The organism is Methylobacterium tardum (assembly GCF_023546765.1).
In the GTDB taxonomy this organism is placed as follows: Bacteria; Pseudomonadota; Alphaproteobacteria; order Rhizobiales; family Beijerinckiaceae; genus Methylobacterium; species Methylobacterium tardum.
Map to the genome: position 1 here is coordinate 3,507,143 of NZ_CP097484.1, position 21,438 is coordinate 3,528,580.

Here is a 21,438-nt window from a genome sequence, read left to right on the forward strand (position 1 = left end):
GCGACGTACCGTCGTGGGGCGGCCCTCAATCCAAGCCGGCGAACTCCGCCCGGATCCGCGCACTGTGTTCGCCGATCGCCGGCACCGGACCAAGGGCGCGAACTCGACCATCGATCAGCACAGGCGGCGCGACGATGCGGGCCGGACCGGCGGGGGTCTCGACCTCCGCGCGGATCAGGGCCGGATGGCTGGCGAGATCCGACAGGGCGTTCACGAAGCCGTAGGCGGTGCCGGCCGCTTTCAGCCGGGCGGCAGCCGCGTCGCGGCTCAGCCGCACCAGGGCGGCGCCGATGCGCAGATCGACGGCGGCTCGGTTGGCCACGCGGGCGTTGTTGGACGCGAACCCCTCCGCCCGAGCGAGATCCGGCTCACCGAGCACGCCCGCGCAGAGAAGCTCGCCCATTCGCGCTCGTTCTGGATCGAGATCAGCACCAGGCGGCCATCCGCGGTCGGAAAGGCGCCGTAGGGGCAGATCGACGGGTGGGCGAGGCCGACCCGCTTGGGCGCTTCCCCGGTGCCTTCGAAGTAGAGCAGCGGCACATTCATCCAGTCGGCGGCGGCACTGAACAGGCTGACCTCGAGGGCGCAGCCCTGCCCGGAGATGCCGCGGGCGATCAGCGCCTCCAGGATTGCGGCATGGGCATCCATCCCGCAGGCCACGTCGCAGACGGAGACGCCGACGCGTCCGGGTCCGGCCGGATGGCCGGTGATCCCGGCGAGCCCGCTCTCGGCCTGGACCAGCAGGTCGTAGGCCTTCATGTCGCTGTAGGCGTTGTCGGCGCCGTAGCCGGAAATGTCGACCGTGATCAGCCGCGGGTGGCGCGCGCGCAGCTCCGCCGCGCCGAAGCCCGCGCGGGCAGCCGCTCCCGGCGCGAGGTTCTGCACAAACACGTCGGTTTGCGCGAGGATCGCGTGCAGGAGGCGGGCATCCGCGGGATCCTTGATGTCGGCGACGAGGCTCTCCTTGCCGCGATTGAGCCAGACGAAGTAGCTCGCCAGCCCGTTGACCGACGCGTCGTAGCCGCGGGCGAAATCACCCTCGGGGCGCTCGATCTTGATAACGCGCGCGCCGGCATCGGCCAGCCGCGAGGTGCAGTAGGGTGCGGCGACCGCCTGCTCCAGAGCGAGCACGGTCAGCCCTCGCAGCGGCAGGTTCTGGCGCATCCGAATCCTTCGACATTGCGCGGCCTCGCAGGACCGGCGCCGGATGAACTGGAACGGCGAATGGCCTCGCCAAGCGGGCCAGGGTGACAGGGCCGCCCGGCCGTCGGCTTCGAAGCGGCTGTCCCGCGGGGCTCAGCGTCTGTGCGGGCGGAGCGAAGCGCTCCAGGTGCGCCACGCTCGCCGACGTCCCGCGGCCCTGGATCGCTTCGCTCCGCTGGCAAAGTCGGCGGTCGCGATCACTCCGCTGCCCGCAGCGCCGGCGGGCCGCGAACCTCCTCCACCGGCTCCGGATCATCGAGCGCTGTGTCAACCGCCTCCGGCTTGTCCCGGAACGACAGCCGGTGCGCCAGCCGATCGAGGTAGAGGTAAATGACCGGCGTGGTGAAGAGCGTGAGCACCTGGCTCACCGCGAGGCCGCCGACCATCGCGTAGCCCAGGGGCTGCCGGATCTCGGATCCGGTCCCGTGCGCGAACATCAGCGGGATGCCGCCGAGCAGGGCCGCCATCGTGGTCATCAGGATCGGGCGGAACCGCAGGAGGGCGGCCTGCCGGATCGCGACCTCGGGGCTGAGCCCCTCGTCGCGCTCGGCCGCGATGGCGAAGTCGACCAGCATGATGCCGTTCTTCTTCACGATGCCGATCAGCAGGATGATGCCGATCAGCGCGATCAGGCTGAAATCGAACCCCGCCCACATCAGCACCGCCAGCGCCCCGACGCCGGCGGACGGCAGGGTCGACAGGATCGTGATCGGGTGGATGAAGCTCTCGTAGAGGATTCCGAGGATCAGGTAGACCACGAACAGGGCCGCCAGGATCAGGAGCGGCACCGTCGACAGCGATTGCTGGAAGGCCTGCGCGGTGCCCTGGAAGCCGCTGACGACCGTCGGCGGCACCTGCAAGTCCCGCATCGCCCGTCCGATCGCCTCCGTCGCCTGACCGAGGGCGGCGTCGGGGGCGAGGTTGAAGCTGATCGTCACCGCGGGGAACTGGCCCTGGTGATTGACGGCCAGCGGCGCCACCGGATCGGTCGTCCAGCGAGCGAATGCCGCCAGCGGCACCTGTCCGCCGCCGTTCGGCGCCTTGATGTAGATCTTGTCGAGGCTCTCGACGCTGCCCTGCAGCACCGGAAGCACTTCCAGCACGACGTGGTAGCTGTTCAGCTGCGTGAAGTACTGCGCGATCTGACGCTGGCCGAACGCGTCGTAGAGCGTGTCGTCGATGAGCTGGGGCGTGATGCCGTAACGCGAGGCCGCGTCACGATCGATCGACAGCGTCAGGGTCGTGCCCCGGGTCTGCTGGTCGGTGGCGACGTCCCGCAATTCCGGCAGGGTCTTCATCTTGTCGAGGATGCGCGGCGCCCAGGCGTTCAGCTCGGCAAGATCCGGATCCTGCAGGGTGTACTCGAACTGCGTCCGCGAGGTGCGGCCGCCGGTGCGCACGTCCTGGGTCGCCTGGATGAAGGTCCGGATGCCCTCCACGCGCTCGAGCTTCGGGCGCAGCCGGCCGATCACCTGGAAAGCGTTGACGTCGCGCTCGTCGCGAGGCTTGAGCGTGATGTACATGCGCCCGGAATTCAGCGCCTGGCCGTTGCCGCCGAGCGACATGCCGACCGTGGCGACTGCGGGATCGGCCTGCACGATCGCGCCGACCTTCTCCTGCAGGGCCTTCATCGCCGAGAAGGAGATGTCCTGGCCCGCCTCGGTGACGCCGATCATGAAGCCGGTGTCCTGCTGCGGGAAGAAGCCCTTCGGGATCGCGACGAACAGGTAGCCGGTCAGCGCCAGCGTGGCGAAGAACACCAGCAGCGTCACGCGGTGGAAGCGCAGGGCGACGTCGAGGGCGCTCTCGTAGACCGCCAGCAGCCAGTCGAACCCGGCCTCGCTCATCCGGTAGAGGCGGCCGTGGCGCTCGGCATTGTGCGGCTTGAGCAGCCGCGAGGCCATCATGGGGGTCAGCGTCAGGGACACGAAGGCCGAGACCGCGATAGTCATTGATAAGACGACGGCGAATTCGCGGAACAGCCGGCCTATGATGCCGCCCATCAGCAGGAGCGGGATCAGCACGGCGATCAGCGACACCGAGATCGAGACGATGGTGAAGCCGATCTCGCCCGCACCCTTGAACGCGGCCTCCATGGGCCGCATCCCCTCCTCGACGTAGCGGCTGATGTTCTCCAGGACGACGATGGCGTCGTCGACCACGAATCCCACCGAGATGGTCAGAGCCATCAGCGAGAGGTTGTCGAGGGTGTAGCCCGCCATCCACATCAGCGCGCAGGCGCCGAGCAGCGCGAGCGGCACCGTCACGCTGGGAATGACGGTCGCCCAGAAGCTGCGCAGGAAGACGAAGATCACCCCGACAACCAGCACGATGGTGAGCATAAGGGTGAACTGAACGTCCTCCACCGAGGCGCGGATCGTCTGGGTGCGGTCGCTCAGGATCCCGATTTTAATGGCGGACGGGAGCGTGGCGGTCAGGCGCGGCAGCTGCGCCTTGATGCTGTCCACCGTGTCGATCACGTTAGCGCCGGGCTGCTTGAACACCACGAGGAACACGCCCCGCTTGCCGTTGGTCCAGCCCGCCTGCTTGGTGTCCTCCGGGCCGGCGACCGCCTGGCCGATGTCGCGGACCCGCAGGGGCGCGCCGTTCTGGTAGGCGACGATCACGTCGTTCCAGTTCTTCGCGACCGTGAGCTGGTCGTTGGCGTAGATCGTGTAGCTGTGACTGCCGCCGTCGATGCTGCCCTTCGGGTTGTTGACCGTCGTCAGGGTCAGCTGCGTGCGCACGTCCTCCATCGACAGGTTCTTGGCGACGAGCTTGGCCGGATCGAGCTGAATCCGGATCGCGGGCTTCTGCTGGCCGCCGATGAATACCTGCGCGACGCCCGAGATCTGGCTGATCCGCTGGGCGAGCTGCACGTCGACCGCGTCGTCCACCTCGATGAGCGGCATGCTGTCCGACGTCGCCGAGAGCAGCAGGATCGGCGAATCCGCCGGGTTCACCTTCCGGTATGTCGGCGGGGTCGGCAGGTTCTTCGGCAACTGGCCGCTTGCGGCGTTGATCGCCGCCTGAATGTCGCTGGCCGCGCCGTCGATGTTGCGGTTGAGATCGAACTGGACCGTGACGGTCGAGATGCCCAGCGAGCTGGTCGAGGTCATCTGCGACACGCCGGGGATCTGCGAGAATTGCCGTTCCAGCGGCTGCGCCACCGAGGACGCCATGGTCTCCGGGCTGCCTCCGGGCAGCTGCGCCGTCACCTGGATCGTCGGGAAATCGACCTGCGGCAGGGGTGCGACGCCCAGCAGCGGATAGGCGACGATCCCGAGAAACAGGATGCCGACCATGATGAGCGTGGTCGCCACCGGGAACCGGATGAACGGTGCGGAGATGCCGCCTTTCATCGCCGGACCTCGCGCCGCCCCGCCATCGCCGTATCGGAAGGCCGTCCCATCAGCGCTGGGCCTCGATCTGGCGGCCGCTCGCCTCGGGTCGTTCCGCCTGCGCGGTGTGCGGCTCGGCGACCAGGCTGCCGTCCTGGACCTTGTACTGCCCGGTGACGATCACCCGGTCCCCAGGCTTCAGATCTCCGCTCAGGACCTGCGTGCGCCCCGAATCCGAGCGGCCGGCCTTGAGCGCGCGCTGATGCGCGCGGTCTGCGTCGTCCACCGCGAAGGCGAACAGCCCGTCCGGGCCGTGCTGGATCGCGTTGTCCGGCACCGTGGTAGCGAGCGCCACGGTGCCGACCCGCATCTTGGTCGAGACCGACAGGCCCGGCCAGAGCGCGTGGTTCTTGTTCTCGTAGACGGCCTTCAGGCGGATCGTGCCGGTCGCCGTGTCCACTTGGTTGTTGAACAGGGCAAGCTTGCCCTCCGCGAGCTTCGTGAGCCCGTCCGAGCTCCAGGCCTCGACCGGCACGTCGCCCTTCCGCAAGGCCGCGGTGATCGCAGGAAGCTGATCCTCAGGTGCGGTGAAGACCACGAAGATCGGCTCGACCTGGGTGATCGTCACGATCGGCGTCTGGCCCGACGCGTTGACGATGTTGCCGATATCGACCTGACGGAAACCCGTGACGCCGTCGATCGGCGCCCGGATCGTGGCGTAGCCGAGCTGCGTCGCGGCGTTGTCGATCGCGGCCTGATCGGAGGCGACCTGCGCGGTGAGCTGGGCGACCAGAGCGGTCTGCGTCTCGGTCTGCTGGCGCGACGCGTAGGCTCCCAGGCCCGTGTACCGGACGAGATCGGCCTTGGCGTTGTTGAGGTTCGCGGTGTCCTGCTCCTTCTTCGCCTTCGCCTGATCGTAGCTGGCCTGATAGGGGCGCGGATCGACCTGCACGAGGACGTCGCCCTTGCGGACGGCACGGCCCTCCCGGAAGGCGACCTGCTGGATCTCACCGTCGACCCGCGTGCGCACCTGGACGGTGTTGTAGGCCTGGACCGTGCCGAGGCCGTTCGAGACCAGGGCGAACGGGCCTTGCTCGACCGTGCCGAGGGTCACGGGAACGGGCAGCGGCGCGGCGGCCTTCGGCTTGGCGACCGGCTCGTTCAGCCGCGTGTAGCCGTAGGCACCCCCGCCCGCAGCGGCCAGCAGCAGGAGCACCAGCACCAGCCCGCGCCCCCGCCGCGGCGCGCGCGCAGTTTGCGTCAGGCCATCCCGGCCGTGGAATGCCGGGCCCGTCTCCGGCCGAGATGCAGCGCGATCGTGCTCGTCCCCGCTCAGCATGCGTGCAGTTCCGCCCCGAGGTCCGACCGATCGACGGGTCGGAATAATTTTGCATTCATTAGCATACAATGCAGGGCGCCGACACCGATGTGATCCACCGATCCGGGCGGCAAATGGTCAACCGCGGGCGTCCAATCGCCGACGTCGGACGGTCGCTGCGGCGAGCCGTGACCGGTCCGCTTGCCGGCGCGCGCGCGTGCCGCCACAGAGGAAGTCAGCCGCCGATCCGCGGCGCGCAGCGCCGATGCGGCGCCGAGCGGCTGATGTTTGAGCGACGCGCTGGAGAGACCAGGATTTCGCATGGCCTCGACACTGGAACTGGAAGGGCTGGACGAGTTGCGTTCGGCCCTGATCGAAGAGCGCCAGATCATCGTGGCCTCGGTGCGCCGATTGCGCGAGGCGCGCAGGCAGAAAGGCACCTTCGTCTTGGGCGACGGCGCGGAGGCGGGCGCACGCCTCGTCGCCGTGCAAGGGCAGATTGATGTGGTGGATGCCATTATCGCCACACTGACGAACGCCCAGTCCTGACCTGCTCGAACCGGGCACCATGCTCAGCTCAGGCGGCGCATCGTGCACGGTGTCGTGAGGACGCGGTGTGGCACAGATCAGTGTCCGAGATGTTTCTGCAGCAGGACGTGCAAACGGCGCCGGCAGATCGGCGCGACCGCTGATAGAAATCGCGCTGTCTCGTGAGATGATTGGCGTCTTGATCGACTGAAAACGCCAATCAGTTCTGGTGAATTGGCTGCATCAGAACAGATCTATTTGCTCGATGTGCCGCTTTGGCTGTTCCGCCAAAGCTGGCTGGCGCTTGCGATGTGGCGGTGACTGCCCAGCTTGCTCCCTGCGCAAGCATTGCTGTCGCGGGTGACGATCAGAGCTGGTTGTTCAGGATTAACCGATCGTCGCCTGGACCACGCGATCGCGGCTCTGTTACCGGGCCGCAACTCAAGGCGCGGGACTTTCAAGATGGACGCCTTCGATCACACCGTCTCGATCGGCGACGGGGAGCATGCCGCCGATCCGCAGCACCGAGCCGACGTCGAGGCCCTGTGGCTCGCCCTCGATGCGGACCGGCGTGCGCAGGACGAGCGCTTGGCGCGCCTTCGAGCCATGCGGCTGATCGGCGGCGAGGACGACGCGGCCTGATCAGTCTTCGCGCGCGCCGAGGTCGGGTGAGCGCGCGGCCAGAGCAAAGCCCACCGCCATCGCCATCGCTTCCGCCTGCGCGATCAGCATCGGATCGCCTGCGTCGCGCGCCGCCTGGAGCAGCGCGATCGCGTGCCGTCCCAGCCGCTGCTCCACCTCATCCGTCTCGGGCCAGCGGTATCCTGTGCTCCGGTCGCGTGGACGTCGGTCAGTCATTGGCGTGCGTTCGGCATCGAAAGGGCCGCGATCGGCCTGAAGGGTGAGGACGCGGCGATCCAGGAATGCGTGTCGGTCACGTCCGCGAACGAGCGCATCACCGCGCTGATCGACCGGTGGATGTCGGCCGCCGCGATGCCGTCCATGTCATGGCTCGCGGATGCATCGGCGAGGAAGGTGACCTCCTGCCCCCGATGGTAGCCGTCGATGGCGGTGGCGAGGCAGGCTGCCTCGCCGGCAAAGCCCGCGACGACGAGCGGCGGGCAGCCGCGCTCCATCACGTCGGCGAAAGCCGGGCTGGCGAAGCAGGAGGGCCGGTCCCGATCGAAGATCATGTCGCAGCCGTGCGGCTCGAACCCCTCGATCCATCGGGCGAAGCGCGTACCGGCCTGAAACAGCGGGGCGCCGATCCAGCGGACATAGGCGACCTGGATCCCGCTCTCGCGCGCGTGGTTGAGGGCGAGGCGGCAATTCTCCAGCGCTGGAGCGATCTCCGGCAAGGCGAGCGGTCGCCCCGCGACCTCATACTCCTGCTGCATGTCGACCAGCACCAGCACGGGCACGCTGCGCGGACGGCGATAGAGCGCCGGGTTCATCGGACGGATCATCGCGCCGCCGCCTTCTGATCGATTGAGGGCCGGGTGACCGCCCGGGTCCGGGAGCGATCGAGAGCGCCGGCCCGATGCCAGCGTCCCTCGGGGCGGATGATCACGTAGGGATCGACGCCGATCCCGATGGCCTGGGGATGCGGTTCGGCCTCCATCAGCATCTCGACATAGTCGAAATCGGAGAAGACCAGCTCCTGGGCACCTTCGAACACGCGGAAGCCGAAGCGGCCCCAGAAACCGACGAGGCGTTTCTGCGCGTGTCCGTAGAGGCGCCGATAGCCCTTCACCCGCGCGAGTTCGATGCCGGCCCGAACGAGCGCGAAGGCCATGCGCGTGTTGCGGTGCTCGGCGCGGACGGCGAGGCGCTCGATCTTGGCGAAATCGGCGAAGAAGCGGATTCGCAGGCAGCCCGCGGGCTCGTCACCGATGTAGCCGATCAGGTGCGTGGCGGAGAGGTCGTTGCCGTCGAACTCCTCCTCGTACGGGCAGGCCTGTTCCGCCATGTACACCGCGGCGCGCAGCGCGATGACGCGGGAGAGATCCTCCATGCTGCGCGCGACCGCGACGCTCGGGCCCGTCCCGCCGGGGCGGTGACTGTCGTAGGGCGGCAGCCGCTCGGCGGGTTTCGACCGGCGGAACATGTAGAGCCCGGGTGCGCGCTGGCCGTTCCAGGCAGCGCCCTTGGTGAAACCCATCCCGGAGAGATAATCGGCACCCTCGGCCGTCGCGGCGCGCGCGTAGAGGTCGACCTCGCCGCACAGGGGCGTGGAGATTCGCTGGAGCATCAGGGCGACGGCCGCGGCAAGCCGCCCGCGGGCATGGATCACCCAGAGGTAGATACCGGCGGGCCGCTCGTGCTGCCGGGCAACGAACCGGGTATCCGGATCGCTCGCGTCGAACGTGCCCGAGAGAAGCGCGGCCATGCCGGCTTCGTTCAGGGGAAGGATTGCCGTGAGGCCCTCCCCCGCGGCGACAGCGCGTCGTAGCGCTCGCGCCGGGCGATCGCGAAGACCGTGTCGGGGTTGGCGGTCATGACGCGGCGGACCACCGAGACGTCCGCGACGCCGGGCAGCGCGACCCGTGTCTCGTCCAGGAGGCGTTCGAGATCCGCCGGCATCGGGGTGAACAGCACGAGATGGCGCGCGAGTCGTGCCGATCTCAAATCGATGATGTCGTGCCGCGTGGCGCGCCCATCATCGAAATCCGGTGCGGTATCGGGCGGGGTCACGTGGACGGTCATCGCGTCGGTTTCCGCAGATGATTGCGAGCGACGACCGGCTTCGCATGGCCGAAGACCTGCGTCTGTGCAAAAAATGAAGTATGGGGGTCTCGCAGATGGAACACGTCCCTGTGCTCGATACCGGTATGCCGGACTGGCAGGACCTACGGCTCTTTCTGGAGCTTGACCGGCGGGGTAGCTTCCGCGCTGCGGCCAACGTCGTGGGCCTTTCCATCAACACCCTGCGCCGCAGGATCGACGATCTGGAGGCGCGGCTCGGCATGACGCTGCTGACCCGTCATGCCGACGGGATCCGGCTGACCGCGGAGGGCGAATCGATCCTGGCGGCGACGCAATCGATGGAGGCCGCCGCCTACTCGGTTCTCAGAGCCCGGGATGCGGTCTCGGCCACGCCGGCCGGTGAAGTGCGCATCGCGGTCACCGAAGGTCTCGGAACCTTCTGGCTCGCTCCGCGGCTCGTCGAGTTCCAGCGGGCGAATCCGAGGCTCGTTGTGGACCTGCGCTGCACGATGGATCCGGCGGACGTCGCGCGGCTCGAAGCCGAGATCGCGGTTCAGCTGGTCCGGCCGGTCAATCCGGACCTGAAGGTCGTCAAGCTCGGGCGGCTTCACGTCATGGCCTTCGCCGCCCGCAGCTATCTCGACATCTACGGTGTTCCGACCAGCATCGAGGACGCGGCGCGACACCGGATCGTGCTTCAGGTGTCGGGGCAAACGGTGAGCATGGCCGAATATGACCGTCATACGCCCGGCATGCCGCAATCGGGCTACGTGACGCTCAAGACGAACGTCAGCAGCGCCCATTACTGGTCGGTGGCCAACGGCGCCGGGATCGGCTGGCTGCCGACCTATGCATCGGCGATCGGTGCCCGGTTGGTCCCGATCGATGGTCTTGTGCAGCTGGGCTTCGATATCTGGCTGACCTACCACCCGGATGCCGAGCGGATCGATCGGGTGCGTCGGGCGATCGATTGGATCCGCGGCAGCTTCGATCCGGTCCGGTATCCCTGGTTTCGCGATTCCTTCATCCACCCGCGGGATCTCCCGGCGGCGATCAAGGGTGGCGCCGCCGCCGAGCTGTTCGGCGGCTTTGCCGGGATGGAACGGTAACGCGCTGTTTCGGCAACCTTGACCGCGCGGCGCGCATGATCCTTGCTCCCGCGGCCGCAACGACGAGGTTTGCCGTGCTGCTGACGCCCCGCGAAAAGGACAAGCTGCTGATCGCCATGGCGGCACAGGTGGCACGGAATCGCTTGGCGCGTGGCGTCAAGCTCAACCACCCGGAGGCCGTGGCGCTGATCACCGACTCCGTGGTCGAGGGCGCGCGGGACGGTCGGACCGTGGCGGAGTTGATGCAGGCGGGTGCCAGCGTGCTCACGGCCGACCAGGTGATGGCGGGGGTCCCCGAGATGATCCACGACATTCAGGTGGAGGCCACCTTCCCGGACGGCACGAAGCTCGTCACTGTCCATCATCCGATCCGCGGGGCGCCGTCTGCCGACGTTCCCGGTGCGGTGACGACCCAGCCCGGCGAGATCGTGTTCAACGCCGGTGCAGAGCGGACCGTAATCGAGGTCGCTAATGTCGGGGACCGGCCGATCCAGGTCGGCTCGCACTACCATTTCTTCGAGGTCAATCCGGGCCTCGTGTTCCCGCGCGAGCAGGCCCGCGGCAAGCGCCTCGACATCGCGCCGGGCACCGCCGTGCGCTTCGAGCCGGGATCCACCCGGGAAGTCGCGCTGGTTCCGCTGTCCGGCGGACGCACCGTCTACGGGTTCCGCGGCGACGTGATGGGCAAGCTCTGATCATGGCCAACACGCCGAAGCCCGCGAGCCTGCCGCGCGCCGCCTACGCCGACATGTTCGGACCCACCGTCGGCGACCGCGTCCGCCTCGCCGACACCAGCCTGGAGATCACGATCGAGCGCGACTTCACCACCTACGGCGAGGAGGTGAAGTTCGGCGGCGGCAAGGTCATCCGCGACGGCATGGGCCAGAGCCGGCGACGAATGCCGGCGGCGCGGTCGACACGGTCATCACCAATGCCGTCGTGCTCGATCATTGGGGCATCGTGAAATGCGATGTCGGAATCGTCCGCGGCCGGATCTTCAGGCTCGGCAAGGCCGGCAACCCGGACGTGCAGCCCGGAGTCGACATCGTGGTCGGGCCGGGCACCGAGGTCATCGCCGGCGAGGGCAAGATCCTGACCGCCGGGGGCTTCGACAGCCACATCCACTTCATCTGCCCGCAGCAGATCGAGGAGGCGCTGTGCTCGGGCGTGACCACGATGCTCGGCGGCGGCACCGGGCCCGCGCACGGAACCTTCGCCACCACCTGCACGCCCGGACCCTGGCACATCGCCCGGATGATCGAGGCGGCCGATTCCTTCCCGATGAACCTCGCCTTCGCCGGCAAGGGCAACGCGTCCCAACCGGACAGCCTCGCCGAGATGGTCCGGGCCGGCGCCTGCGCGCTGAAGCTGCACGAGGATTGGGGCACGACGCCGGCCGCGATCGACACCTGCCTGTCGGTGGCCGATGCCCACGACATCCAGGTCATGATCCACACCGACACGCTCAACGAGTCGGGCTTCGTCGAGGACACTATCGCGGCGTTCAAGGGCCGGACCATTCACGCCTTCCACACCGAGGGCGCCGGCGGCGGGCACGCGCCCGACATCATCAAGGTGGCCGGGCTGCCGAACGTGCTGCCGTCTTCCACGAATCCGACGCGGCCCTACACGCGCAACACGATCGACGAGCATCTCGACATGCTCATGGTCTGCCATCACCTCGACCCGTCGATCCCGGAAGACCTCGCCTTCGCGGAGAGCCGGATCCGGCGCGAGACGATCGCCGCCGAGGACATCCTGCACGATATCGGCGCGCTCTCGATGATGTCGTCCGACAGCCAGGCCATGGGCCGGGTCGGCGAGGTCGTGATCCGCACCTGGCAGACCGCCGACAAGATGAAGCGCCAGCGCGGCGCGCTGCCGGGCGATACCTCCGGCACCGACAACCTGCGGGCCCGCCGCTACGTTGCAAAGTACACGATCAATCCGGCGATCGCGCACGGCATTTCCCGGCATATCGGCTCGGTGGAGCCCGGCAAGCTCGCCGATCTCGTGCTGTGGACGCCGGCCTTCTTCGGCGTGAAGCCGGATCTCGTGCTCAAGGGCGGCAGCATCGCGGCCGCGCCGATGGGCGACCCGACCGCTTCGATCCCGACGCCGCAGCCGGTGCATTACCGGCCCATGTTCGGCGCCTACGGCCGCGTGCCGTTCGCCACGGCCCTCACCTTCGTGTCAAAAGCTGCCGTCGAGGATGGCCTGCGCGAGCGGCTCGGCGTGCAGAAGGAGCTCGTCGCGGTCGAGAACGTCCGCGGCGGCATCTCGAAGAAGAGCATGGTGCTGAACGACGCGACCCCGGTCATCGAGGTCGATCCCGAGACCTACGATGTCCGCGCCGACGGCGAGCTCCTGGTCTGCGAGCCGGCCGAGGTGCTGCCGATGGCGCAGCGCTACTTCCTGTTCTGAGGACGCGCATCCGATGATCCGCGCCACCCGCGTCCTTCGCCGAGACACCCTGACCGGCGGTGAGATCGCCGACCGCGTCGTTCTCGATCACGGCGACCGGCATCGGCGCCGCGTGGCCATGCGGGGCCTCGGCGGCCTCGGCTTCCTCCTCGATCTTCCGGAATCGACCGTCCTGGACGATGGCGACGCCCTCATCCTCGAGGATGGCCGGCTCGTGTGGATCGAGGCGGCACCCGAGCGCCTGCTCGAGATCCGGGCGCCGAGCGACCACGCGCTGAAGCGCCTCATCTGGCACATCGGCAACCGGCACATCCCGGCCGAGATCGGCGCGGATGCCGTCTGGATCGCGTTCGACCACGTCCTCGCCGAGATGGTCCGGGGCCTCGGCGGCAGCGCCGAGGCGGTGGAGCGCCCGTTCCGGCCGGAGGGCGGCGCCTATTCCGGCGGCCACGCACACGGCCACGACCACCCGCAGGGCGGCCATCACCATCACCACCATGCCGGCAACTGAGACCCTCGACGCGCTCCGCCTGATGGCGTGGCTGTCGCCGGGCTATCCGGTCGGTGCCTACGCGTACTCGCACGGCCTGGAATGGGCCGTCGAGGCGGGGGACGTCCGCGATGAGGCGACATTGTTGGCGTGGCTCGGCGACGTGTGCGAGCGCGGTGCCCTGCGCAACGACCTTATCCTCGCGGCCCAGACCCACCGGGCCGCGCAGCGCGGCGCGGTGCAGGCGGTGGTCGACCTCAACGACCTCGCCCTCGCCCTGGCCCCGTCCCGCGAGTTGCATCTCGAGACCAGTCAGCAAGGGCGGAGCTTCCTCGACGCGACGCTCGGCGCATGGCCCGATCCGGAATTGGCAGCCCTGGCGCAACATCTGCCGGGACCGATCGCCTACGCGGTTGCCGTCGGGGCAGCGGCCGGCACCCACGACATGGCGCTCCCGCCGGTGCTTGCCGCCTACGGCCTGGCCTTCGTGCAGAACCTCGTGTCGGCGGCCCTGCGGGCGGCGCCCGTCGGTCAGGCGGCCGGGACCCGGGTCATCGCCGCCCTGACCCCGCGTGTCGTGGCCCTCGCAGATGAGGCCCGGGACGCGGATCTCGACGCCCTTGGCGCCGCCACCTTCCGGCTCGATCTCGGCTCCTTCCGGCACGAGACCCAGTATTCCCGCATCTTTCGATCCTGAGTGCGCAGCATGACCTCGCCGAACGGCCCTCTTCGCGTCGGGATCGGTGGACCCGTCGGGTCCGGCAAGACCGCCCTGATGGAGCAGCTCTGCAAGCGCTTCCGAGACCGCTACGAGATCTGCGCGATCACCAACGACATCTACACGAAGGAGGATGCGCGCATCCTCACCGTGGCCGGCGCCCTGCCGGAGGAGCGCATCCTCGGTGTCGAGACCGGCGGCTGTCCCCACACCGCGATTCGCGAGGACGCCTCGATTAACCTCGCGGCCGTCGCCGAGATGAGCCGGCGCTTCCCGAAGCTCGATCTGGTGCTGATCGAATCCGGCGGCGACAATCTCGCGGCGACCTTCTCGCCGGAACTCGCCGACATCACGCTCTACGTAATCGACGTCGCCGGAGGCGAGAAGATCCCGCGCAAGGGCGGTCCGGGCATCACCCGCTCTGACCTGCTGATCGTCAACAAGACCGATCTGGCGCCGCTGGTCGGCGCGGACCTGTCGGTCATGGAGGCCGATACGCGACGGATGCGCGGCACGCGTCCCTACGTCTTCGCGTCGCTGCGGGGCGGTGCCGGAGCGGACGACGTGGCGCGCTTCGTCGAAGAGGCGGGCGGTCTCGGCCGCTGACGCGGAGAACCGAGACCGCGACGTAGCGCTAGCGGCCGGCCTCGGCTGACCGGGAGCGCACCGAAGTCGTCGTGGGCACGCCCATCAGCGCGTCCAGACGGCTCATGCGGGCGCTGAAATCGTTCATGGCGTTTTGACGCGCTTTGATCGCGGGATTGTTCTGGATCTTGGCAAGCTGAGTCTTGGCCGGCGCCCGTGTCGCGCGCGCCTCGGCTTGCGCCGCCGGCAGGGCCAGCAGCGCGGCCGCCGCCAGGATGGATAAAGTACGTGTCATGGCGAGGGTCCCTGATGGAGCCGCCGCGTGGTTCGGCGTCCTCTCGAGATTATGTTCGCCTCAAGCTGAGCCGCGTGCGCCAGCGCACAGCGCGGGCCGGCGCGGGTCGCGGCCGCCGGACGCCCCGGCTCGATTGACAGCCGGCTGTGACTGATTCAACCCGCGGTATCGGACACCTCTGATCGGTATCGCGCATGCGAAATCTGCGGTGGCTCGCGGCGCTGCCCTTTATCGGCGTGCTGGTCGGCCCCTTCTTCCTGAACCGGGTCGAGCCCTTCGTTCTCGGGCTACCGCTGCTCCTGGCGTGGCTGGTGTTCTGCGTGCTCGGGACCTCGGCCATCATGGCCCTGATCTATGTCACCGACCCTGAGAACCGCGCCCCGGAGGATCGGTGATGAGCATCGCGCTGATCATCGTCGCGGCCGGCTTCGTCCTGGCGATCGGCCTCGGGCTCTATGCCCGCCTCGGCCGGGAGATGGGCTTGGAACAGTGGACGGTCGGCGGCCGTGGCTTCGGCACCGCGCTGGTCTTCCTGCTGATGGCGGGCGAGATCTACACCACCTTCACGTTCCTGGGCGGGTCCGGCATCGCCTACGGCAAGGGCGGCCCGGCCTACTACATCCTCTGCTACCTGACGCTCGCCTACATCACGTCGTACTGGATGCTGCCGCCGGTCTGGCGCTACGCGAAGCAGCACGGCCTCTACACGCAGCCGGATTTCTTCGCGCGCAAATACGGCAGCCGGGCCCTCGGCATCCTGGTGGCGCTGGTGGGGATCGTCGCCCTCGTTCCCTACCTGGTTCTCCAGTTCAAAGGCCTGGGCATCATCGTCTCGACCGCCTCCTATGGGGCGCTCTCCTCGGCGACGAGCGCGGTCTGGATCGGCGCCGCGGCCCTGACGGCCTACGTGGTCGTCTCAGGCGTCCACGGTTCGGCCTGGACGGCGGTCATCAAGGACACGAGCATCCTCGCCCTGGTGATCTTCCTCGGGATCTACCTGCCCATCCATTATTACGGCGGCTACGAGGGCCTGTTCGGAGCGATCGAAGCCGCCAAGCCCGGCTTCCTGGCGTTGCCGGCGAAGGGCCAGAGCCCGACCTGGTTCTCGAGCACGGTCCTGCTCACGGCGCTGGGCGGCTACATGTGGCCGCACACCTTCGCGTCGCTCTACACGGCGCGCGAGCCCGCCGCCTTCCGGCGCAACGCCGTGATCCTGCCGATCTATCAGCTGATCAACCTGTTCGTGTTCATGATCGGCTTCACCGCCGTGCTGCAGGTGCCCGGCCTGACCGGGCCGGACGTCGACCTGTCTCTGTTCAAGCTCTCGCTCCAGAGCTTTCCGCCCTGGTTCATCGGGGTGATCGGCGCCACCGGCGTGCTCACCGCCCTCGTGCCCGGCTCGATGATCCTGATCGCCGGCGTGACCCTGATCGCCAACAACCTCGTCCGGCCACTGCGGCCGACCATGGACGATGCCGCGACAGCGCGGCTCTGCAAGATCCTCGTGCCGGTGCTGGCGCTGATCTGCGTCGGCTTCACGCTCAGCGGCGGCGACACGATCGTTCAGCTGCTGCTGATGGGCTACAACTTCGTAACCCAGCTGTTCCCCTGCTTCATCACGAGCCTGATGCGGCGCAATCCGCTGGATCGGCGCGCGGCCATGGCCGGGATCATCGCCGGCGTCGCGACCGTGGCGGTCACCGTCCTCAGCGGATTCAGCCTCGCGAGTCTGCCCTTCCTGGGTCCGCTTCAGGACGTGAATGTCGGCATCGTGGCGCTGGGGGTGAACCTGCTGGTGACCGCAGCGGTGGCGCAGGCGACCCGCGCCAGTTCGACGGCCCAGGCGCGGGCGGCGGAGTGAGACGTCTTCGGGCTGACGCATCCCTCGCCGTCATCACGCGCGCAGCCCAGTGACTCGAAGCATCGCGCCTCCTCAATGACCGCGGCGCGACCCTGGATTGCTTCGCTCCGCTCGCAAAGACGGCACCCGCGGGGAACCCTCGGTTCTGGCCGCCCTCGTCGCTCGGAAGGGCTTCGCCCCGCTTGCGCGGATGTCAGGCTTGTCCGCGTCGGGCGGTCAGCCAGGAGGCCAGAAGCACGGCTGCACTCACGAGTCCGACCAGCAGCGTCGAGGCGGCGTTGATCTCGGGATTCACGCCGAGGCGGACCTCGCTGTAGAGCCGCATCGGCAGCGTCGCCGAGCCCGGGCCCGAGACGAAGCTCGCGATAACGAGGTCGTCGAGGGACAGGGTGAACGCGAGGAGCGCACCGGCCGCAATCGCCGGTGCCAGCAACGGCAGGGTCACGGTCGTCAGCACGCGGATCGGCGTCGCGCCGAGGTCGGCGGCCGCCTCCTCGAGGGACCGGTCGAGGCCGCGCAGCCGCGCCGCCACGAGCACGGCCACGAAGCCGGTGCAGAAGGTGGCGTGCGCGATGACGATCGTCAGGATGCCGCGATCCAGGCCGATGCCGATGAACATCAGCAGCAGCGACAGGCCGATCATCACCTCGGGCATCACGATCGGCCCGAAGACGAGGCCCGTGAACAGGGCGCGCCCATGGAATCGGCCGTGCCGCTCCAGAACCAGCGCTGCGAGCGTGCCGAGGATCGTCGCGACGAGGCTCGAGAGGATCGCGACCTTCAACGAGACCCAGGCCGCGGCAAGCAGGGGCGCGTCGGAGAACAGCGCGCCGTACCAGCGGCCGGACAAGCCGCCCCACACCGTCACGAGGGGCGACGCGTTGAACGAGTAGGCGATCAGCACCAGGATCGGGGCGTAGAGGAAGCAGAGCCCGGCCACGAGGGCGGTGCGCGTGACCCAGGTCATGCCCCCGCGTCCTCGCCTTCGCCCGCGCGCAGGCTGTCGCGGAACAGGATGACCGGTCCGATGACGATGGCCAGGATCAGGACGGCGACCGCCGAGGCGAGCGGCCAGTCGCGGTTCGAGAAGAACTCGCTCCACAGCACCCGGCCGAGCATCAGGGTCTCGGACCCGCCGAGCAGGTCCGGGATCACGAACTCGCCGACCATCGGGATGAAGCACAGGCCGGCGCCGGCCGCGATGCCGGGCAGGCTGAGCGGCAGGGTCACGCTCCAGAACACCCGCGTCGGCGACGCGCCGAGATCCGCGGCGGCCTCGCGCAGGGTGGGATCGAGGCGGTTCATCACCGCGTAGAGCGGCAGCACCATGAACGGCAGGTAGGCGTAGACGAGGCCGATGATCACCGCCGCGTCCGTGTTGAGGATCGTCAGCGGCCCGGCGATCAGGCCCAGCCGGAGGAGGACGAGATTGAGCAGGCCCTCCGGCTTGAGGATCGCGATCCAGGCGTAGATGCGGATCAGGAAGCTCGTCCAGAACGGCACCACCACCAGGGCGACGAGGAGCGGCTGCCAGCGCGACGGAGCCCGCGCGAGGGCGTAGGCCAGTGGGGTGCCGAGCGCCACGAGGATCAGGCTGCCGAGGCCCGCGTAGCTCAGCGACCCGATGGCGGCGTCGCGGTAGAGTGGGTCAAGATAGAGCGTCGCGTAATTGTCGAGGTTGAGTCCTTCGAGGAAGATCGACCAGCCTTCGAGGCCGGCCCGCCAGTCGAGCAGCGGCAGGTAGGGCGGGATCGCGGTGGCCGGCTCGGACAGGCTGATCTTCAGCGTGATCGCGAACGGCAGGAGAAAGAACGCCGACAGCCAGACGAGGGGCGGCAGGCGGACGATCCGGTCGAATACGGTGCGGGGTCTGCCGCTCATGACGGCTGCGCGCCGGATGCGGACGACCGGGATGCGCGGGACCTCTCGCGCCTGAACAAAGACGCGCTCATGCGGGCAGGATCACTGCAGCGCCGGCCGCGAAGCCGGCGCGTGTGTCGGAACCGATCGGAGGAACAGCGTCCCCGGGTCGCCCGCTGGACCGCAGGGTCGTGCCGTCCGGCATACGCAGCGTCCGGCGCAGACGGTCACCCAGAAAGGTCGCGTCCGCGACCACGACCGGCAGCCCCTCCAGACCTCCGAGAACGATGTCCTCCGGCCGGACGGCGACCACCACCGCGGCGTCGTCCGCAAGCGGCGCTCCGACGGTCCCATGCACCGTGCCGTAGGCCGTCTTGACTGCGCGGACGCCGTCGGGCCCCTCGGGGCCGAGCGTGCCGGCGATGAGGTTCACGTCGCCGAGCAATCCTGCCACGAAGCGGCTGGCCGGCCGGCGATAGAGTTCCGCCGGCGGCCCGACCTGGACGAGCCGGCCCGCCTCCATGACGCCGATCCGGTCGGCCAGCATCATCGCCTCCTCGGGATCATGGGTCACGACCACGAAGGCGGTGCCCAGGCGTCTTTGCACGGACCGCAACTCGCCCTGGGTCTCTTCACGCAAGCCGCGATCCAGGGCGCCGAGGGGCTCGTCGAGGAGCAGCACCTTGGGCTCGCGGGCGAGCGCGCGGGCCAGGGCGACGCGCTGCCGCTGGCCGCCCGAGAGGGTGTCGGGACGGCGGCCGCCGAAGCCGTCGAGGCGGACGAGGCGCAGCAGATCCGCCACCCGCGTCGTGGCTGCGTCCCGGCCCAGACCCTTCAGACCGTAACCGATATTGGCCGCCACGCTCATGTGCGGGAAGAGCGCGTAGGACTGGAACATCATGTTCACGGGGCGACGATGCGGCGGCAGCCCGGTGAGATCCTGCTCGCCGAGGCAGATGCGACCGGCCGTCGGCGCCTCGAAGCCTGCGATCATGCGCAGGAGGGTGCTCTTCCCGCAGCCAGACGGGCCCAGCAGGCAGAAGAACTCCCCGGGCTCGAGGTCGAGCGTCACCGCGTCGACGGCGCGGTGGCCGCCGAAGCGCTTGCTCACATCCTGAAGCCGCAGGCGCGGCGCCGGCGCACCCGACAAGAGATCAGGAATCCTCGCGCAGCGCCTCGGCGACGCGCGCTTCGAGGAGGTCCGGCCGGCGCAGGACCAGCGCGCCGCGGGTGCGATCGACCAGCCCTTCCGCGGCCATCGCGGTGAACTCACGGGTGACCTGCTCGCGGCGGCAGCCGATCCGGGCGGCGAGGACATGGTGATAGGGCGGCGGCGAGACGACCCGCTCGCCGGAGGCGCCGGTGCGCGGGACCGAGAGGCGCAGCAATTCGGCGTAGAGGCGGTGCTTCAGGTCGAGCAGCGCGTGCTCCATCAGCCGGGTGTTCAGCTCGCGCACGCGCTTCGCCAGCAGCCGGAACAGCCGGTCCGCGATCGCTTCCGAGGCGAAGACCATCTGCCGGAACACCGCGGCCGGCACGACGCAGACCTCGCCGCGGGTCAGCGCCGTGACGTTGGCCGAGCGGCCGATCCCGTCGATCGCCGCCAGCTCGCCGAAGAACGCGCCGCCGCGCATCTCGCCGAGGATCACCTCCTTGCCGGACTGGGTCCGGTTCAGGATGCGGACTTCGCCGGTGGCGATGAAATAGACGTCGGTGGAGATGTCGTCGAAGTCGGCGAGAACCTCGTTCTCGTCGAAGCGCCGCCAATGGCAGCGGGCCTCGTAGGTGCTGAGCTCGATGCCCGGATCCTTGAAGAAGGGTATCGTCCCCAACCGCGCCATCGATCGTGTTCCCTCAACTCCGGCCTCCGTCCCTGCCCTGACGGGTGCTGGCCAGCAGATCTGGGGACGGGAACAGCCCGCACAGCGACGCCAGCATCGCAACGACGATGCTCGATCGATTGGGCAATCGTGATCGTGACCGTCGCGCGCAGGCCGGTCAAGCCGCGCGCCGCTGAACAGGAGTTTATTAGCGTGGATCAGGTCGCAGGGCTAAATTCCTGACCCGCTGCCGCGGGCGGATTCGATGCACCAAGACGTCACATGTGAGCACCTGGACCGCGACCCGGTCGGCACGACGGCGCCGCGCCTCCAGGCCACGCTGGCCGTTCCGTTCGAGCGCTCCGGACGCAGCCTGCATTCCGGTCGGCACGCGACCGTGCGCGTCAGCCCGGCGCCGGCCGACCACGGCATCGTGTTCCGTCGCCGCCTGAAGGATGGGCGTGCCGTCGACGTGCCGGCGCAATGGCATTTCCGCGAGTCGCAGCCGCTCTCCTCGGCGATCCGGCGCGACGGCGTCCTGGTCCGGACGATCGAGCATCTGATGGCTGCGCTGAGCGCGCTGCGCATCGATAACGTCATCGCCGAAATCGATGCGGACGAGTTGCCGATCTTCGACGGCAGCGCCACACCCTGGTGTGAAGCGATCCGCGCCGCGCGACGGAGCGAACAGGGCCAACCGTGCCGGGTGATCCGGGTTCAGCGGGCCGTGGCGGTTGAACATGGCCAAAGGCGTTTGGAGATCCGGCCCGGTGCCGGTCTTCACGTGACCGGCCACATCGCGCTCGCGCATTTCGGATCGATCGACTGGTCAGGTGCCATCACGCCGGATTCCTTCGAGCGCGAGATCGCGCCCGCGCGCAGCTTCGGCCGGTACGTCCGGGCCATGGCCGGGCGGGCCTATGGCTACATGATGCAGAACGACTTCCTGCAGGGCGTGTCGCCGCGGTCGGCGGCGCTGCTGGTGCGCGGGCGGGTGCTCGGCGGGATGCGCTTGCCCGGGGAGCCGGTCCGGCATCGCATTCTCGACCTTGTCGGCGATCTGGCCCTGGCGGGCCACCCGATCGAGGGACGGATCACCGCGCTCCATACCGGACATGAGCTGAATCACGCCCTGGTTGCGGCCTTGATGCGCGACACCACGGCCTGGGTCCTGGCCTGA

General features: G+C 68.8%; 21 protein-coding genes and 2 pseudogenes. 11 read left to right on the plus strand and 12 right to left on the minus strand.

From position 1 onward, the window contains the following. Positions 1 to 25 precede the first annotated feature (25 nt). The 3 genes and pseudogenes from M6G65_RS16790 to M6G65_RS16800 form a co-directional block, all read right to left on the minus strand. Positions 26 to 1,164: pseudogene (locus M6G65_RS16790) on the minus strand (CaiB/BaiF CoA transferase family protein). A gap of 236 nt (positions 1,165 to 1,400) precedes the next feature. Next, complete coding sequence (locus M6G65_RS16795; protein WP_238194969.1) at positions 1,401 to 4,565, minus strand: efflux RND transporter permease subunit; 3,165 nt, start codon at positions 4,563 to 4,565, stop codon at positions 1,401 to 1,403. 49 nt (positions 4,566 to 4,614) lie between these two features. Next, entirely contained in the window at positions 4,615 to 5,883 is a 1,269-nt protein-coding gene (locus M6G65_RS16800) for an efflux RND transporter periplasmic adaptor subunit (protein WP_250102582.1), read from the minus strand. A 300-nt stretch (positions 5,884 to 6,183) separates the two neighbouring features. Between M6G65_RS16800 and M6G65_RS16805 the strand changes: the two genes are divergently transcribed. Both M6G65_RS16805 and M6G65_RS16810 read left to right on the plus strand, forming a co-directional pair. Continuing rightward, entirely contained in the window at positions 6,184 to 6,411 is a 228-nt protein-coding gene (locus M6G65_RS16805; RefSeq protein ID WP_238194971.1) for an HOOK family protein, read from the plus strand. A gap of 441 nt (positions 6,412 to 6,852) precedes the next feature. Continuing rightward, complete coding sequence (locus M6G65_RS16810; RefSeq protein WP_238194972.1) at positions 6,853 to 7,032, plus strand: hypothetical protein; 180 nt, start codon at positions 6,853 to 6,855, stop codon at positions 7,030 to 7,032. Here M6G65_RS16810 and M6G65_RS16815 read toward each other — a convergent pair whose 3' ends face one another. The 4 genes from M6G65_RS16815 to M6G65_RS16830 are packed head-to-tail and all read right to left on the minus strand — an operon-like array spanning position 7,033 to position 9,096. Beyond that, on the minus strand, positions 7,033 to 7,188 hold the full coding sequence (locus M6G65_RS16815) for a hypothetical protein (RefSeq protein ID WP_238194973.1): 156 nt from the start codon (positions 7,186 to 7,188) through the stop codon (positions 7,033 to 7,035). It lies immediately after the preceding gene. Positions 7,189 to 7,244: 56 nt separating this feature from the next. After that, positions 7,245 to 7,856: a cysteine hydrolase family protein gene (locus tag M6G65_RS16820; protein ID WP_238194974.1), complete on the minus strand. Its 612-nt coding sequence runs from the start codon at positions 7,854 to 7,856 to the stop codon at positions 7,245 to 7,247. Beyond that, positions 7,853 to 8,779 (minus strand): GNAT family N-acetyltransferase, encoded by a 927-nt coding sequence (locus M6G65_RS16825; RefSeq protein WP_347710449.1) that lies wholly within the window; start codon positions 8,777 to 8,779, stop codon positions 7,853 to 7,855. The genes M6G65_RS16820 and M6G65_RS16825 overlap by 4 nt, the downstream gene beginning before the upstream one ends. Before the next feature lie 11 nt (positions 8,780 to 8,790). Continuing rightward, a complete protein-coding gene (locus tag M6G65_RS16830; RefSeq protein WP_250102583.1) occupies positions 8,791 to 9,096 on the minus strand; it encodes a hypothetical protein in 306 nt (101 codons plus the stop codon). Positions 9,097 to 9,191: 95 nt separating this feature from the next. On the opposite strand from M6G65_RS16830, the gene M6G65_RS16835 reads away from it, so the two are divergent. From M6G65_RS16835 to ureG, 6 genes and pseudogenes are all read left to right on the plus strand, one after another. Beyond that, a complete protein-coding gene (locus M6G65_RS16835; RefSeq protein ID WP_238194975.1) occupies positions 9,192 to 10,205 on the plus strand; it encodes a LysR family transcriptional regulator in 1,014 nt (337 codons plus the stop codon). 74 nt (positions 10,206 to 10,279) lie between these two features. Then, positions 10,280 to 10,900 carry an urease subunit gamma gene (locus M6G65_RS16840; protein ID WP_238194976.1) on the plus strand — a complete coding sequence of 207 codons (621 nt, stop codon included), beginning with the start codon at positions 10,280 to 10,282 and terminating at the stop codon, positions 10,898 to 10,900. A 2-nt stretch (positions 10,901 to 10,902) separates the two neighbouring features. Further along, positions 10,903 to 12,629, plus strand: a pseudogene (gene ureC, locus M6G65_RS16845) (urease subunit alpha). Positions 12,630 to 12,642: 13 nt separating this feature from the next. Then, entirely contained in the window at positions 12,643 to 13,140 is a 498-nt protein-coding gene (locus M6G65_RS16850; protein ID WP_250102584.1) for an urease accessory protein UreE, read from the plus strand. After that, positions 13,127 to 13,816: an urease accessory protein UreF gene (locus M6G65_RS16855; protein ID WP_238194979.1), complete on the plus strand. Its 690-nt coding sequence runs from the start codon at positions 13,127 to 13,129 to the stop codon at positions 13,814 to 13,816. The genes M6G65_RS16850 and M6G65_RS16855 overlap by 14 nt, the downstream gene beginning before the upstream one ends. A 9-nt stretch (positions 13,817 to 13,825) precedes the next feature. Beyond that, positions 13,826 to 14,443, plus strand: coding sequence for an urease accessory protein UreG (gene ureG, locus M6G65_RS16860; protein ID WP_250102585.1), 618 nt, complete (start codon positions 13,826 to 13,828; stop codon positions 14,441 to 14,443). 28 nt (positions 14,444 to 14,471) lie between these two features. Here the strand turns inward: ureG and M6G65_RS16865 are convergent, their stop codons facing one another. Then, on the minus strand, positions 14,472 to 14,717 hold the full coding sequence (locus tag M6G65_RS16865; RefSeq protein ID WP_238194981.1) for a hypothetical protein: 246 nt from the start codon (positions 14,715 to 14,717) through the stop codon (positions 14,472 to 14,474). Positions 14,718 to 14,911: 194 nt separating this feature from the next. On the opposite strand from M6G65_RS16865, the gene M6G65_RS16870 reads away from it, so the two are divergent. Both M6G65_RS16870 and M6G65_RS16875 read left to right on the plus strand, forming a co-directional pair. After that, entirely contained in the window at positions 14,912 to 15,112 is a 201-nt protein-coding gene (locus M6G65_RS16870) for a DUF3311 domain-containing protein (protein ID WP_238194982.1), read from the plus strand. Next, positions 15,112 to 16,578, plus strand: a complete 1,467-nt coding sequence (locus M6G65_RS16875) for a sodium:solute symporter family protein (protein ID WP_250102586.1) — start codon at positions 15,112 to 15,114, stop codon at positions 16,576 to 16,578. The genes M6G65_RS16870 and M6G65_RS16875 overlap by 1 nt, the downstream gene beginning before the upstream one ends. A 193-nt stretch (positions 16,579 to 16,771) precedes the next feature. Here M6G65_RS16875 and M6G65_RS16880 read toward each other — a convergent pair whose 3' ends face one another. The 4 genes from M6G65_RS16880 to M6G65_RS16900 all read right to left on the minus strand — a co-directional run bounded on the left by M6G65_RS16880 (position 16,772) and on the right by M6G65_RS16900 (position 20,279). Beyond that, positions 16,772 to 17,545 carry an ABC transporter permease gene (locus tag M6G65_RS16880; RefSeq protein WP_250102587.1) on the minus strand — a complete coding sequence of 258 codons (774 nt, stop codon included), beginning with the start codon at positions 17,543 to 17,545 and terminating at the stop codon, positions 16,772 to 16,774. Beyond that, positions 17,542 to 18,459 carry an ABC transporter permease gene (locus M6G65_RS16885; RefSeq protein ID WP_238194985.1) on the minus strand — a complete coding sequence of 306 codons (918 nt, stop codon included), beginning with the start codon at positions 18,457 to 18,459 and terminating at the stop codon, positions 17,542 to 17,544. Before M6G65_RS16885 ends, M6G65_RS16880 begins: the two co-directional genes overlap by 4 nt. 67 nt (positions 18,460 to 18,526) lie before the next feature. Further along, the gene (locus M6G65_RS33760; protein ID WP_347710450.1) at positions 18,527 to 19,588 is read right to left on the minus strand and encodes an ABC transporter ATP-binding protein; all 1,062 of its coding nucleotides are present in this window, start codon (positions 19,586 to 19,588) and stop codon (positions 18,527 to 18,529) included. Between the two features lie 4 nt (positions 19,589 to 19,592). Then, the gene (locus M6G65_RS16900) at positions 19,593 to 20,279 is read right to left on the minus strand and encodes a Crp/Fnr family transcriptional regulator (RefSeq protein WP_250102588.1); all 687 of its coding nucleotides are present in this window, start codon (positions 20,277 to 20,279) and stop codon (positions 19,593 to 19,595) included. 244 nt (positions 20,280 to 20,523) lie between these two features. Here M6G65_RS16900 and M6G65_RS16905 point away from each other — a divergent pair, with 244 nt between their 5' ends. After that, on the plus strand, positions 20,524 to 21,438 hold the full coding sequence (locus tag M6G65_RS16905; protein ID WP_238194986.1) for a UDP-3-O-acyl N-acetylglycosamine deacetylase: 915 nt from the start codon (positions 20,524 to 20,526) through the stop codon (positions 21,436 to 21,438).

Bases quoted from the DNA above. Each gene is read 5' to 3' on its own strand.
- M6G65_RS16805 (WP_238194971.1), top strand. From the start codon at position 6,184: ATGGCCTCGACACTGGAACTGGAAGGGCTGGACGAGTTGCGTTCGGCC.
- M6G65_RS16855 (WP_238194979.1), top strand. From the start codon at position 13,127: ATGCCGGCAACTGAGACCCTCGACGCGCTCCGCCTGATGGCGTGGCTG.
- ureG (WP_250102585.1), top strand. From the start codon at position 13,826: ATGACCTCGCCGAACGGCCCTCTTCGCGTCGGGATCGGTGGACCCGTC.
- M6G65_RS16795 (WP_238194969.1), bottom strand. From the start codon at position 4,565: ATGAAAGGCGGCATCTCCGCACCGTTCATCCGGTTCCCGGTGGCGACC.
- M6G65_RS16830 (WP_250102583.1), bottom strand. From the start codon at position 9,096: ATGACCGTCCACGTGACCCCGCCCGATACCGCACCGGATTTCGATGAT.
- M6G65_RS16885 (WP_238194985.1), bottom strand. From the start codon at position 18,459: ATGAGCGGCAGACCCCGCACCGTATTCGACCGGATCGTCCGCCTGCCG.
- M6G65_RS16820 (WP_238194974.1), bottom strand. From the start codon at position 7,856: ATGATCCGTCCGATGAACCCGGCGCTCTATCGCCGTCCGCGCAGCGTG.
- M6G65_RS16800 (WP_250102582.1), bottom strand. From the start codon at position 5,883: ATGCTGAGCGGGGACGAGCACGATCGCGCTGCATCTCGGCCGGAGACG.
- M6G65_RS16810 (WP_238194972.1), top strand. From the start codon at position 6,853: ATGGACGCCTTCGATCACACCGTCTCGATCGGCGACGGGGAGCATGCC.
- M6G65_RS16850 (WP_250102584.1), top strand. From the start codon at position 12,643: ATGATCCGCGCCACCCGCGTCCTTCGCCGAGACACCCTGACCGGCGGT.
- M6G65_RS16900 (WP_250102588.1), bottom strand. From the start codon at position 20,279: ATGGCGCGGTTGGGGACGATACCCTTCTTCAAGGATCCGGGCATCGAG.
- M6G65_RS16905 (WP_238194986.1), top strand. From the start codon at position 20,524: ATGCACCAAGACGTCACATGTGAGCACCTGGACCGCGACCCGGTCGGC.
- M6G65_RS16865 (WP_238194981.1), bottom strand. From the start codon at position 14,717: ATGACACGTACTTTATCCATCCTGGCGGCGGCCGCGCTGCTGGCCCTG.
- M6G65_RS16875 (WP_250102586.1), top strand. From the start codon at position 15,112: ATGAGCATCGCGCTGATCATCGTCGCGGCCGGCTTCGTCCTGGCGATC.
- M6G65_RS16825 (WP_347710449.1), bottom strand. From the start codon at position 8,779: ATGGCCGCGCTTCTCTCGGGCACGTTCGACGCGAGCGATCCGGATACC.
- M6G65_RS16835 (WP_238194975.1), top strand. From the start codon at position 9,192: ATGGAACACGTCCCTGTGCTCGATACCGGTATGCCGGACTGGCAGGAC.
- M6G65_RS16880 (WP_250102587.1), bottom strand. From the start codon at position 17,545: ATGACCTGGGTCACGCGCACCGCCCTCGTGGCCGGGCTCTGCTTCCTC.
- M6G65_RS16870 (WP_238194982.1), top strand. From the start codon at position 14,912: ATGCGAAATCTGCGGTGGCTCGCGGCGCTGCCCTTTATCGGCGTGCTG.